Origin of the sequence: Bacillus capparidis (assembly GCF_017832095.1) — a bacterium.
Lineage (GTDB): Bacteria > Bacillota > Bacilli > Bacillales > Bacillaceae > Bacillus > Bacillus gobiensis.
Window position 1 is genome coordinate 406,646 of sequence record NZ_JAFDST010000003.1, and the last position, 12,839, is coordinate 419,484.

Genomic DNA, 12,839 nt, shown 5'->3' on the forward strand with positions numbered 1-12,839 from the left:
GTAATCTTAAAATTGGGGGTTTTATCAATGCATCAATTGACGGAATTTTCCTTCTCTAAACGTTTTCCTGAATTGCCTTTAATATCTGCTGCTCTTGCAGAAGAGCATCCTGACTTTGTCCCTCTTTCATTCGGATTTCCCGCTAAGGAATCTTTTCTTATTCCTTTACTTTCGGAAGCAGCAGTTTCCGCTCTCCAAACGCAGGGTCTGGAATCACTCCAATATACTGGGGGGACAGGTCCTAAGAAGGTAAATGAGTGGATTAAAAAACGTTCTGAATTACGTTCGATTCAATCAGAGAATGAAAATATCTTAGTCACTTCTGGGTCGATGCAAGCCATTGATTTAGCGACTAGAACACTCGCTGATCCGGGAGATCATGTCTGGATTGAAGCCCCTTCTTTTTTCGGAGCGATCCGCCAGTTCTCCCTAGCTGAAGTCGAGCTAACCTCTTTTCCTATTGATGAGGATGGATTGCGAGTCGATCTCGTGGAACAAGCACTGATTGAAGCAAAGGTTAAAGGCAAACCGATGCCGAAAATGTTTTATGTGATGCCGAATTACCACAACCCGACAGGAGTTAATTTGTCTCTTGCAAGAAGAAAGAAGTTAGCTGAGCTGGCCTATGAATATAATTTTTATGTGCTAGAAGATGATGCGTATGTTGAATTGAGCTTTAGCGGAGGTTTTGTCCCTTCCATTTACTCTTTCGGACCCGAACGAGTCATTTATATAAGCACATTTTCTAAAATCATTGCACCTGGTATACGTATGGGATGGGCCATTGCAGGTGAACAAGTCATTAATAAAATGAGGATGCTGAAATCCGATGGCTCTACGAGTGTGTTTGTTCAAGAGATAGTTTCTCAATTTCTAGCAAAAATAGATTTTGAGCAGCACGTCCAATATTTAACATCGATTTATCGCGCTAGAAAAGATGCGATGGTTCGAAGTATTCATGAATATTTCGGCAATGAAGTTTCCTATCAAATGCCTGAGGGCGGCTTTTTCCTTTGGCTCACATTCCCTGCTGAGGTAGATACGAGTGAGTTTATGGAGAAGTCACTTAAAAATGGGGTGGGTTATCTTGACGGGAAGCATTTTTACTTGCAGAACGATGAGTTAAACCATATCCGTCTTAGCTTCACCTTCTGTGATGAAGAACAAATTAGACGGGGAATTCAACGGATTGCCGAATCCTACAATGATTATAAAAACAATCGTGAGGTTTTAGAGGAGGCTTTGTAATGAGTGTTTCAATGACTGAATCTAAAAAAACAGCTCCAGTCATTTATATCAGACTGGATATCTCTGAAGAATACGTTAAAAAATTTAAAGAGGTATGTTCAGAAGTGATCATTGAACCCTGGAAGTTGGGCGAACCTGAACCTGAGTCGACTATGGATGTATCAGACTGTGAGGTACTCTTTACTTTGGGGCTGCACGATAACCTGAACATTCTAAAAAAAGCGCCAAACGTCAAATGGGTTCATTCGGTCAGTGTTGGATTGGATGCGATGTTACATGAAGAGATCCTTTCTAACGATCTCATCATCACCAACTCAAAAGGATGTACGTCTGTTCCAATTGCGGAGCATACGATCGCTCTTATTACTTCATTTGCCAGAGGCATCCCCACGATGATTAAAAACCAAATGAATAAAGAATGGGCAAGTCTTCCGTTAACTGATCTCTCCTATTCTACAGTAGGAATCATTGGGTATGGCGAAATCGGCTTTGAAATCGCCAAACGATGTAAAGCGCTTGGCATGGGAGTGATCGGCTGCCGTAAAAATCCCGGCAAAAGAAGGGAAAATGAGCCGGCTGATTCAGTAGTGGGAATGGATCGAGTGGATGAAGTTCTGTCACAGTCCGATTTTATCGTCTTAGCTCTTCCGTCCACGAAAGAGACACAATCTTTTTTAAATAAAAAACGGTTAAGCAAAATGAAAAAGGATAGCTTCTTAATAAATATCGGCCGTGGAAATACAGTGGTGGAAAATGATTTAATAGAGTTCTTGAGCGACGGACGAATAGCCGGAGCTGCGCTTGATGTGTTTGAAGTTGAGCCATTGCCGAAGGACCATCCGTTTTGGGAGCTCGAAAATGTGATCGTTTCTCCACATAATGCCTACAACTCCGCAAGACACCATGATCGTGTCATGGACTTATTTTTGCAAAACTTAAAGCGTTATTCCGAAGGCAAGCCACTGTTAAATGTGGTGAATAAAGAAACGGGATATTAATAAAAAAGGTGGTCAGCTGATGCTGGCCGCCTTTTTGGTATGGAAGTTCTATTTTCTTTCTTGATTGTAGTGCCCAGGTTTTACAAAATAAGGATAGAAAAGTGTTGGGATATATTAGAGTAGAGCAACTTGACCTTGAAGGTACGAGACTTAAAGCGAGGGTTCTGAGTCGGGAGAGAGTAGGAGATTTATAATGAATAAGGATAATTTCAAACGAATAGCAAACATCTTTGGAGCTTTTGTGATCCTATCTCTTTTTGTGTATGATTTTTCACCTGAATCGATTAAGGTGTATGTTAAATTTTTTTCTTTTGGGATGTTGACCATATCATATGTTTTTTTTACTTTGAATTCTGGTGAAAAATGGGTGATTCTTCTTTTCGCTGTTTCTTGGTTTATTATTGTCTTTTATGCTTTTTAAATGAAAGAGCTGAAGCGTTTTATATGCTTCAGCTCTTAATTTGTTTCAATTGTTAGAGTCAAACTGTTCGGCAGTTTAGTGTTCGTGTTTTCTAAAAAATAGGTATCATTACCTAAGTGTTCCTATTATAATAAAGTCGGATTTATTTTTATTCAAAGGAGAAACACATATGAGAACTTCTATACCTTGCCCTAGTTGTGAAGAAGCACTTACTATTGAACATTTCGAGGACTTTTCTACCCCATTTACTATGAAATGTCCTCACTGTCGCGCAAAGCTTAAAGAAACGAAGATGACTCCGTTATTGCTTCTAATAGCAGTAATCGCAATTCCTTTGTTAGTTTATCTGGGTATTGCAGTACAGAGTTTCCTGGCTGGTTACTTTCCTATCATAGAAAAAGTACCTACGATATTTGTTTTTCTAGCATTCTGCTATCCTATTTATGCTTTATATGAAGCTTTTAATGCTGTTGTCATATTTAATAAAGGCAATTTACAATTGAAAAAACGCCAGTAATACATAAAAACCCCTTCATCAGGGGTTTTTTTTAGGTGCAGTTTTTAAGTCTGCTGCATCCGTATTTTCTTGGTTTTCAACCACGTGCTTAAGAATGGATAGTTTGTTATCCCAAAATTGTTCATAATACGAAAGCCATTCTTTCAATTCTGTTAGGGGCTCTGGATTCAGCCAGTAGCGTTTTTCTCTGCCGACCTTCCTCCCGCTGACCAGGTTTGCTTCTGAAAGAATGACAAGGTGCTTGGCAATGGCTGTACGGGTCATTGGAAAATGCTCCGTTATTTCTGAAATTGGCAGTTCTTTTTCAGAAAGCAGTTTTAGCACTTCTCTGCGTGTTGGATCAGCAATCGCTTGAAAAACATCATGCTTTTTTGCTGATTCCGCCATTAATTTTCAGTAACCTTTCTAAGGCTTTCAACAATTTTAACCCAGCCGTGATCCATTCTGTCACGAATAATTGAGCTTTTCTCATTTGCTTTCGGAAGAATGTCATCAGGATGCTTCCATCCGCCATGGATAAGCGTAAACTCAGTCTTGCCGTCCAACTCCTTTAAAAGAAATGACACAATCCAGCCGTCGACATCCCACGTAAAAGAGAGTCGATGGGGAGGATCGAATTCTACTACTTTACATGGAGATGGTCCAAAAGGTGTTTGTAAATGGAACTCGTGTCCTTCTTCCGGTTGAAAATCATTTGACATGAACCATGATTCGATACCTTCTGACGTTGAAACGGTGTTCCACACTTTTTGAATCGGCGCGTCAATAAGAATGGTCTGCTTAATGTCCTCCAGCTGAGTTTGATTATTATTTTCCAAAGTGATTCTCCTTTTAATATAAAATATGAAACCATTTGGTTCTGTTTCGGATTATATAACACCATTTGGTTTCGTGTCAAACTTATTAGAGCGAAAAAAATCCAAACAGGTAACAATAAATTATAATGTGGTCACAATTAATCGCAAACCGGGCAGAAAAAAGCAAAGGTGGGTAGAATAAATCGTAGCAAGGTAAGAAAAAGCTTTGTGAAACACCAACAGAATACCAAAAAAGCTCCGATTGGGAGGATTTCATCCCAATCAGAGCGTCGTTTGTCTCAAGTAATAGCAGAAACAACTACCTCCCCACAGCCTCTCCATCACTTCTTGGATCAACGCCGGCGTGCAGAAAGCCTTGTTCATCAATTAAAATGGCATGGGCATGGCCCATGACTCCGTCGAATTCAGCGACTCGATTGACGATATGGCCGGCTTTTTCCAACTCATCAGACACGTTCTGGCTGATCCTGCTTTCGAGTTTTAATTCCTGTGTGGCTTCTCCCCATGTTCTTCCCCACAAAAATCTCGGTTCATTGATGGCTTGCTGAGGATTCATGTGATAGTCAAGCATTCTTGTAATTATGGCTGCTTGAGTTTGCGGCTGTCCTTCACCGCCTTGCGTGCCGTACAAAATATACGGCTTTCCGTTTTTACACGCCATCGCGGGCATCAGCGTATGGAAGGTGCGCTTATTCGGTTCCAAACGATTCACGTGTGAAGGATCGAGAGAAAAGAAAGAGCCTCTGTTTTGCATAATGATCCCAGTATCCCCTGCAACGACGCCTGATCCAAATTCAAAGTAAATGCTTTGGATAAAGGAAACACAATTGCCTTCCTCATCGACTACGGCTGCATAAGCCGTGTCATTTCCAACCGGTTCGCTAAAACTATCTTTCGCTTTGCTGAAATCAATCGACTGTGCCATTTCACTTGCATAGGACGCGCTGAGTAATTTTTCAAGCGGGATCGGATGAAAATCGGGATCCGTTAATACGGCATTCCGGTCTTGGAAGCTTGCTTTTATCACTTCTGTCAGCAAATGATAATATTCGTAAGAACCGTGTGGTATTGATGCGAGATCATAGTTTTCAAGAATATTCAAGATCATCAAGCCAGCGAACCCTTGAGAATTAGGGGGGACTTGAAACATCGTGCAGTCACGGTAGGAAGCGGATATTGGTTCTGTCCAATTTCCGGAGTGCCCAGAAAAATCTTCGAACGTCAATAACCCCCCTTTTTCTTGCAGGCTTGTTACGATCCGTTTCGCAAGCTCGCCCTTATAAAATTCATCTCTGCCTTTTTCTGCAATCTGTTTTAAGGTATTTGCCAGATTTCGCTGTACAAATCGTTCATTTTTATTTGGAAGCCGATTGTCAGGCAGGAAAATAGATGCTGTATCGGAATCTTGGCGTAACACGTCAGCTCTTTGGACAGTATTTTCATATTGGTCGTTAGAAAGCGGAAAGCCCGAAGCCGCGTATTCGATAGCTGGTGCAAGTACTTCAGCTAATGTGAGTCTCCCGTACTTTTTCAATATTGCGTCCCAGCTGTCTATCATTCCGGGTACAGTGATAATACTTTTGATTCCTCGGTAAGGAATTGAGTCGAGTCCGCTGAAGAACTCGCGGTCAGCTTTTGATCCAGCTCGTCCGCTTCCATTATATGCACGTGCTTTTTGCTCCTTCGAGCAGTACGTTAGCCAAAATGAGTCTCCTCCGAGCCCGGTCATATGGGGATAAACAACTGCTAAGCAAGCACTCACAGCGACCGCTGCATCAAAGGCATTTCCTCCCCGCAGCAAAATTGTATTCCCGGCTGAAGAGGCCAGATAATGCGGACTTACAACCATCGTTTTTGAACCGACTAGCGATTGATTCATACTGTTTTTCCTTCCTTAGGTAAATAATCAATTTTCACAGAATCATTGGAATTATTTGCATGTTTATCAGTGAACAGGAACAATACAGAGCCTATGATCAGTAATCCACCTGATAGATAAAAACCAAACTCAAGGCTTCCGGTCAGATCGGCAAAGTATCCAGTAATATATGGGGCAAATACCGAAGAGAGCATGCCGCTGAAATTGAAAAATCCGTAAACTCTTGAATACATTGAAGCGGGTGTAATATCTGCCATATATGAGATTAAAACTGGATCCAGCGCCAGTTTTCCGAGCAATCCGTACATCACCAATCCGACGATCATTAACGAGTAGTTTTGCGTATAAGGAATGACAAATTGAAAAAGTGCTCCAGCTATGCCCAAAAATACGATCAGAGGCTTTTTGCTTTTAATTTTATCTGATAAATAACCAAACAAAATGGCACCTGGAATTGAGGCCCACGGAACTAGGGAAGCGATGATCCCTGTTTGTGACCCTTCTATTTCTCTTACGGTTTGCAAATAATACGGTAGCCAGGTCAGCATACCGAAAAATCCGTATAAGGAACAAAAGATAATAATGTAAACAAAGATATGATTTTTGGTAAATAGGAGCTTCACATTTGGTTTTTCTTGAGGCTGCTCCGCTTCATTGTTTTTTGGGGTATGGTTGTTATCACGTACAAAAATTCCAATCAGTATGGCGATAATGACTGTTGGAATCGCAAATATATAAAACGAGAATTGCCATCCATGATTTAGCGTATAAGTGAAATGGCTTGCCATAATAAATCCGAGCGAGATACCAAAAGCCATTCCGCTATTAATAATGGCAGAGACAAGTCCCCGATATTTTTTCGGGGTCGTATTGGAAGAAATGGCGTATTGAGTTCCGTAATACGTCCCTTCTCCTAGTCCGGTTAACGCGCGCATAAGCAAAAACATTCCAAAAGTTGCAGCGATTCCGCTTAAATAAGTGGCAACTCCAAACAGAAGATAACCGGCAACCAAAATCTTTACGCGGCCGAATCGATCAGCCAAAAAACCAGTGGGAATCTGCATCGCTGCATAAGCAGCAAAAAAGACGGTAGACATCAACCCTAATTGCGCCTTATCCAAATTCCACTCTTCCCCAATGCTTCCCATTACGGGTGAAAGAATGTTTCGATCAGCATACATAAAGACCCAGCCTAAAAAGAACAGAAAAATAATAAGTGCAGGATGTGTTTTTTTCATGAAATATTCTCTCCTTTTATTATCTGAATTTTGAATCATTATAGCAATGAATCATTTGGATTTATCTGATGTTGTTAGAAAACCTATCGTATTTTTTAAAAATTCGTAATTATTTACCATTATTTTCTTTCGTTATGAACAGAAAAAAATAATTTGTATTTCGAAATGAAATCGCTCTGATTTTCCTCACAAGAAATTAGTTTAATGAGAAAGAGGAAAACATAATATTTTCAATACATATAAAAATAATATATAATATATTTAGTTTATAACTTAATGCAATTAAAATTCATCGCTTCAAACTGAATCTAACTACTCTAGGAGGTTTTTTCATGCAATCTGTCGTGGTCACCGGTGTTTCCTCAGGTATCGGATGGGGAACAGCCAAAATCTTGATTGAAAAAGGGTTCCATGTTTTTGGAAGTGTCCGTAAGAGTGAAGACGCTGATCGGCTGAGTGCCGAATGGGGAGAGGCATTTACTCCGCTTTTCTTTGATGTTACTGACGAGGAAGCCGTTCAGCGGGGAGCCGCCGTGGTGCGGGATCGTCTTCAAGGAAGAACCTTGTTTGGGTTGGTCAACAATGCTGGTATCGCTGTTCCTGCTCCGCTGATCCATCAGCCGATTAGCGATTATCGCTGGCAAATAGAAGTAAACCTTATCGGTCCGTTAATCGTAACCCAGGCATTTGCCGAGCTGCTCGGAGCAGACGATCAACTATCGGGCGATCCAGGCCGGATTGTTAATATCAGTTCAATTGGCGGAAAGATAGCAGGTCCATTTCTTGGAGCGTACCATGCATCGAAGTTTGGAATCGAGGGTTTTTCAGAGACCCTTCGCCGAGAATTGATGATCCATGGAATTGATGTCATTGTGATAGGGCCTGGATCCGTTGCGACAGCGATCTGGGATAAGGCAGAACAGGATGATTTCTCTTCTTACCAAAACACCGAATATGCCTCAGCTATGGAGACATTTCGCCAGTACATGATTGAAAATGGAAAGAAAGGATACACTGCTGAACGACTAGGAGAGATCGTATGGAAGGCTTTGACGGCGACCAATCCTCCTGTTCGATACGGGTACAAGGCCGTGCAGCGTCCGATAAGTAATTGGGTCATCCCTCGGCTGCTTCCTAAGCGGATTGTTGATATGTTTCTGGCAAATAATTTAGGATTGAAGCGCAAATCTAAGGAAGAGAATGCTCATTATAAGAAGGCACAGAATAAAGAGGTCTGAACTAGCTTTGTAAAAAAGGCGACTTACTATTAAATAGAGATTTTTCCTGAAATTTGGTATGATATTCGTATTATTCTTACAATTATTATGGATACAGGAGAAATTATGGAAAATAAGAAGAAAATAACGATTACTGATGTGGCTGATAAAGCTGGTGTTTCGAAAAGTACAGTCTCCCAATATCTTAATAAACGATATCAGTATATGAGTTCAGAAACAAAAAATAAAATAGCAAAAGTAATTGAAGAGCTGAATTTTCGCCCAAATGACAACGCACGAAATTTAAAAGTGAAGAAAACGAAAGTTGTGGGGATCGTTTTAGCGAATCTGCTTCACCACCTTTCAACAGAAATTGTTCGTGTTGTAGAAGAACGGCTCCAATCTCATGAAATTAAAGTGTTTATTTGTAATTCAGATGACAGCCCTGAAAAGGAATCCGACTATATAGACTTATTAATTTCAAAACAAGTGGATGGCATTATTATTTTTCCAGTTGGGAATGACCCTAAAGTTTACAATTACGTGATTTCATACGGAATTCCACTCGTTTTTATTGACCGGATCGTGGATGGTGTGACGACAGATTGTATCCTTTTGGACAATAAAGCGGCTTGTCGCCTGGCTGTTTCTCAGCTGCAAAACAAAGGCCATGAAAATATTGCTTTCTTGACACTGCCGACAGACATCCCGGTGTCAACAAGGAGAGAAAGAATTGAAGGGTTTAAGGAGGCAATGTCTTTTTATCAATTGGAGGTACAAGAGAACAATGTGTTTTCTGTTCCGAGAGAAGAAATACAAGGAGTTTTGGAACAACGGTTTCTGCAGGAAAATAAACCGACGGCGATCGTTGCGGGAAATGACCTGGTGTTGCGCGAAGTACTTTCTTTTATTAATAAGGTCAGCTTGTCTATGCCGAACGATTTGGCATTGGTGAGCATCGATGAAGTAACATACTCCAATTTGTATAATCCCTCGATTACGACCGTTAACCAGCCCGTAAAAGAAATGGGAGAAAAAACCGCAGACATTTTGTTGGACAGGATTAACGGAAAGACAGATGACCCGTTTCGTGTTTACCGATTTGCGCCTGAGTTAATCATTAGAGGTTCGTGTTAATTATATCGGAAGCAGAGCTATAATGGCTTTGCTTTTTTTGTGTCTTTGTTTTAAATCAAAAGAATTGGGGAAATTTATTGATAGCATTTCAGAAATGGAGGAAGTTAAATGTATACCGATTTAGCAGGAAAAACAGCAATTGTTACAGGCTCTTCCAAAGGGATTGGAAAGGCGATTGCCGAACGATTTGGCAAAGAAAAAATGAACGTAGTGGTCAACTATCGCAGTGATCCTGAAGGCGGGGAGGAAACTGCAAAAAATATTGAAAAAAGCGGCGGCAAAGCAGTTGCGGTGAAAGCGGATGTTTCTTCCGAAGAAGGCATCTCCGCGCTGATAAATGCAGCAGTCGAAAATTTTGGAACGATAGATGTTATGGTGAATAATTCTGGATTTAACGGGGATGAGGTTCTCCCGCATGAAATGACGCTTGAACAATGGAGAAAAGTAATAGATGTCAATCTGACAGGAACCTTTTTAGGAGCAAAAGAAGCAATCAGTTATATGCTTGAAAATGATATCAAAGGAACGGTTTTGAATATTTCAAGTGTTCACCAGCAAATTCCGCGTCCAGGCAATGTCCATTATTCTTCATCTAAGGGCGGAATGAAGCTGATGACCGAAACGCTGGCATTGGATTATGCGGAAAAATCAATTCGTGTCAATTCACTTGCACCGGGTACAATTGCGACAGAAAGCAATCCCGATCTAGAAGGTGAAGCGAAAGAGGCACAGCTGAAAAAAATCCCAATGAAAACGTTCGGGAAACCGGAAGAAGTAGCAGCTGCCGCAGCATGGCTTGTATCTGAAGAAGCAAGCTATGTAACAGGAGCAACTCTCTTTGTGGATGGCGGAATGACCTTGTATCCTTCTCAACTAGAGTCGAATTAATTATAAAGTCTTTAATAAAGGAGAGCACATATTGTTATGTACGATATGTGCTCTCCTTTTGTATTTTTTTCTTACCCGTTATTTGACTATCAAATTTATTTCGACTAGCTCTTTACTATATAGTTCTAAATCAATTTTTTCTCCGGTAGTTAACATGCTCATTAGCGATAGCTCCTTGTATCACAATGAAACCGCTGCACTTGTCAAAGAAATTTTACCTAAAAAACACGGCAATACTCAAAGGAAATAGACAAATAGTCTGATTTATCGGGTTGATTTGACATATGGTCAAGATTGTAGGTTATCTGGTAGAATAAATCCTAGAAGACGGTTCATTCTATTATAATCAATAAAGGAGTCGTATTATGGGAAAAACACTTATCTTTGGTCATAAAAATCCAGACACAGACACGATCTGTTCTGCAATCGCGTATGCAGATTTAAAAAACAAATTAGGCATGGATGCTGAACCCGTCCGTTTAGGTACGGTCAATGAAGAAACACAATATGCACTTGATCAATTTCAAGCGGAAGTTCCCCGCCTCGTAGAAACAGTGGCGGATGAAGTTGAACAAGTCATCCTGGTTGATCATAACGAACGCCAGCAAAGTGCGGCTGATATTCAGAATGTCCGCGTCATTGAAGTCATCGACCATCACCGTATTTCAAATTTCGAAACAAGTGATCCGTTGTATTACCGCGCTGAGCCTGTTGGATGTACGGCAACCATTTTAAACAAGCTGTACAAGGAAAACGGAATTTCAGTGCCAAAAAATATTGCGGGTTTAATGCTGTCTGCAATTATTTCTGATTCACTCTTATTCAAGTCGCCAACGTGTACTGAAGAAGATGTTGCCGCGGCAAAAGAATTAGCTGAAATTGCAGAAGTCGATGCTGATAGCTATGGTTTAGAAATGCTTAAAGCAGGTGCCGATCTCAGTGGCAAATCGATCCAAGAGCTGATTACTCTTGATGCAAAAGAATTTCAAATGGGAAGCTACAAAGTGGAAGTTGCTCAAGTAAATACAGTAGACACGAATGAAGTGCTTGCCCGTCAGGAAGAACTGGAAGCTGCATTTGCGAAAGCGATAGCCGACAAAGATTTAAATTTATTCTTATTTGTCATTACAGATATTTTAAATAATGATTCTGTTGTCCTCGTCTCAGGTGACGCTTCAAATGCAGTAGAGGAAGCCTTTGACGTAAAGCTTGAAAATGGTACAGCCCTTTTAAAAGGAGTCGTTTCCCGCAAAAAACAAATCGTACCGCCGCTAACAGCAACGTTAAAAAATTAATAAAAATAGGCCATTCTGCTCAGCAGGGTGGCCTTGTTTTTTCATGTGGGCCAATTATGCGGCTGTGCAATGATCAGTGTAATTTGAGCAATTAATTGGTATAACAGTAAATTAATATGTTGTCTATTCAGTTAAATGGGTATTAGTCATTAAGTGATGCCTAATTGAGTCACCAGTACAAAGAATGGCGCCGAAACAAGCTCCGTGCGTCTTCTGCTATGGCGATCCCGTGGTAATAAATACTTAAAACTTGACATAAAATCTAACCATGTTACGATTAATATCGTTGTTATTAACATACGAACAAAACAGGGAGATGTTAATTATTATTAACAATAAGAACATTGCATTTATCGGAGCAGGTTCTATGGCAGAAGGAATGATCTCAGGCATTGTCCAATCAGATCAAATCCCTGCAACACAAATTTATGTAACAAACCGCAGTAACAAAAACCGCTTAGAAGAGCTTCATCAAACGTACGGTATTCAAGGTAAAGGAAATGAAGAGCTGGATTTTGACCAAATCGATACATTTATTTTAGCTATGAAACCTAAAGACGCTGAGGCTGCATTATCCGCCTTGAAAAATAAAGTGAAACCCCATCAATTGGTCTTGTCAGTACTAGCTGGCATTACGACTTCCTATCTTGAAGATTTATTACACGATCAACAGCCTGTGATACGGGTTATGCCCAATACCTCAAGCACAATCGGGGCTTCTGCGACAGCGATGTCGTCCGGACGTCATGTTTCTAAAGAGCAAGAACTCATGGCAAAAGAAATCCTGGGATGCATGGGCGAAGTTTACGCAATTGAAGAAAACAAAATGGACGTTTTCACAGGGATTGCAGGCAGCGGACCCGCTTATTTCTACTATTTAATGGAGCATATAGAAAAAGCAGGAGAAGCAGCTGGCCTTGATAAAAAAATGTCGTGTGCGATTGGCGCGCAAACCTTGCTTGGAGCAGCAAAAATGTTATTGGAAACTGGTGAAACCCCAACTGTTCTAAGAGAAAAGGTTACTTCTCCGAACGGTACGACTGCAGCAGGATTGCATGCATTAGAGCAATTCGGAGGCGGCGAAGCAATCGAGCAGGCGATTAAAGAGGCCGCAAAGCGTTCAGAAGAAATTAGCAAAGAAATGAACCAATTAAATCTTATACGATAAGAAAAAACAAATGGA

Annotated in this window: 12 protein-coding genes; 8 read left to right on the forward strand and 4 right to left on the reverse strand. The window is 40.6% G+C overall.

Going from position 1 to position 12,839, the window contains the following annotated elements; all coding sequences use genetic code 11:
* Positions 1-27: 27 nt before the first annotated feature.
* The 3 genes from JOC74_RS15570 (at position 28) to JOC74_RS15580 (ending at position 3,184) form a co-directional block, all read left to right on the forward strand.
* Positions 28-1,248: an aminotransferase-like domain-containing protein gene (locus tag JOC74_RS15570; RefSeq protein WP_053605557.1), complete on the forward strand. Its 1,221-nt coding sequence runs from the start codon at positions 28-30 to the stop codon at positions 1,246-1,248.
* A complete protein-coding gene (locus tag JOC74_RS15575) occupies positions 1,248-2,246 on the forward strand; it encodes a D-2-hydroxyacid dehydrogenase (RefSeq protein WP_053605558.1) in 999 nt (332 codons plus the stop codon). The genes JOC74_RS15570 and JOC74_RS15575 overlap by 1 nt, the downstream gene beginning before the upstream one ends.
* A gap of 590 nt (positions 2,247-2,836) precedes the next feature.
* A complete protein-coding gene (locus JOC74_RS15580; protein ID WP_053605560.1) occupies positions 2,837-3,184 on the forward strand; it encodes a YcnL family membrane protein in 348 nt (115 codons plus the stop codon).
* An 18-nt stretch (positions 3,185-3,202) separates the two neighbouring features.
* Here JOC74_RS15580 and JOC74_RS15585 read toward each other — a convergent pair whose 3' ends face one another.
* The 4 genes from JOC74_RS15585 to JOC74_RS15600 form a co-directional block, all read right to left on the reverse strand.
* Positions 3,203-3,571, reverse strand: a complete 369-nt coding sequence (locus JOC74_RS15585) for an ArsR/SmtB family transcription factor (protein ID WP_053605561.1) — start codon at positions 3,569-3,571, stop codon at positions 3,203-3,205.
* The gene (locus JOC74_RS15590) at positions 3,571-4,002 is read right to left on the reverse strand and encodes an SRPBCC family protein (RefSeq protein WP_082364268.1); all 432 of its coding nucleotides are present in this window, start codon (positions 4,000-4,002) and stop codon (positions 3,571-3,573) included. Before JOC74_RS15590 ends, JOC74_RS15585 begins: the two co-directional genes overlap by 1 nt.
* 298 nt (positions 4,003-4,300) lie before the next feature.
* On the reverse strand, positions 4,301-5,881 hold the full coding sequence (gene ggt / locus JOC74_RS15595) for a gamma-glutamyltransferase (protein WP_053605563.1): 1,581 nt from the start codon (positions 5,879-5,881) through the stop codon (positions 4,301-4,303).
* A complete protein-coding gene (locus tag JOC74_RS15600) occupies positions 5,878-7,119 on the reverse strand; it encodes an MFS transporter (RefSeq protein ID WP_053605564.1) in 1,242 nt (413 codons plus the stop codon). The genes ggt and JOC74_RS15600 overlap by 4 nt, the downstream gene beginning before the upstream one ends.
* Before the next feature lie 332 nt (positions 7,120-7,451).
* Between JOC74_RS15600 and JOC74_RS15605 the strand changes: the two genes are divergently transcribed.
* The 5 genes from JOC74_RS15605 to proC all read left to right on the forward strand — a co-directional run bounded on the left by JOC74_RS15605 (position 7,452) and on the right by proC (position 12,824).
* Positions 7,452-8,357, forward strand: coding sequence for an SDR family NAD(P)-dependent oxidoreductase (locus tag JOC74_RS15605; protein WP_053605565.1), 906 nt, complete (start codon positions 7,452-7,454; stop codon positions 8,355-8,357).
* Positions 8,358-8,462: 105 nt separating this feature from the next.
* Positions 8,463-9,473, forward strand: coding sequence for a LacI family DNA-binding transcriptional regulator (locus JOC74_RS15610; RefSeq protein WP_053605566.1), 1,011 nt, complete (start codon positions 8,463-8,465; stop codon positions 9,471-9,473).
* Between the two features lie 108 nt (positions 9,474-9,581).
* Positions 9,582-10,361: a glucose 1-dehydrogenase gene (locus tag JOC74_RS15615; RefSeq protein WP_053605567.1), complete on the forward strand. Its 780-nt coding sequence runs from the start codon at positions 9,582-9,584 to the stop codon at positions 10,359-10,361.
* Between the two features lie 365 nt (positions 10,362-10,726).
* Complete coding sequence (locus JOC74_RS15620) at positions 10,727-11,656, forward strand: manganese-dependent inorganic pyrophosphatase (protein ID WP_053605568.1); 930 nt, start codon at positions 10,727-10,729, stop codon at positions 11,654-11,656.
* 316 nt (positions 11,657-11,972) lie between these two features.
* Positions 11,973-12,824, forward strand: coding sequence for a pyrroline-5-carboxylate reductase (gene proC, locus JOC74_RS15625; RefSeq protein WP_082364272.1), 852 nt, complete (start codon positions 11,973-11,975; stop codon positions 12,822-12,824).
* Positions 12,825-12,839: the final 15 nt, after the last annotated feature.

Bases quoted from the DNA above. Each gene is read 5' to 3' on its own strand.
- JOC74_RS15570 (WP_053605557.1), top strand. From the start codon at position 28: ATGCATCAATTGACGGAATTTTCCTTCTCTAAACGTTTTCCTGAATTG.
- JOC74_RS15575 (WP_053605558.1), top strand. From the start codon at position 1,248: ATGAGTGTTTCAATGACTGAATCTAAAAAAACAGCTCCAGTCATTTAT.
- JOC74_RS15580 (WP_053605560.1), top strand. From the start codon at position 2,837: ATGAGAACTTCTATACCTTGCCCTAGTTGTGAAGAAGCACTTACTATT.
- JOC74_RS15585 (WP_053605561.1), bottom strand. From the start codon at position 3,571: ATGGCGGAATCAGCAAAAAAGCATGATGTTTTTCAAGCGATTGCTGAT.
- ggt (WP_053605563.1), bottom strand. From the start codon at position 5,881: ATGAATCAATCGCTAGTCGGTTCAAAAACGATGGTTGTAAGTCCGCAT.
- JOC74_RS15600 (WP_053605564.1), bottom strand. From the start codon at position 7,119: ATGAAAAAAACACATCCTGCACTTATTATTTTTCTGTTCTTTTTAGGC.
- JOC74_RS15605 (WP_053605565.1), top strand. From the start codon at position 7,452: ATGCAATCTGTCGTGGTCACCGGTGTTTCCTCAGGTATCGGATGGGGA.
- JOC74_RS15610 (WP_053605566.1), top strand. From the start codon at position 8,463: ATGGAAAATAAGAAGAAAATAACGATTACTGATGTGGCTGATAAAGCT.
- JOC74_RS15615 (WP_053605567.1), top strand. From the start codon at position 9,582: ATGTATACCGATTTAGCAGGAAAAACAGCAATTGTTACAGGCTCTTCC.
- JOC74_RS15620 (WP_053605568.1), top strand. From the start codon at position 10,727: ATGGGAAAAACACTTATCTTTGGTCATAAAAATCCAGACACAGACACG.
- proC (WP_082364272.1), top strand. From the start codon at position 11,973: ATGTTAATTATTATTAACAATAAGAACATTGCATTTATCGGAGCAGGT.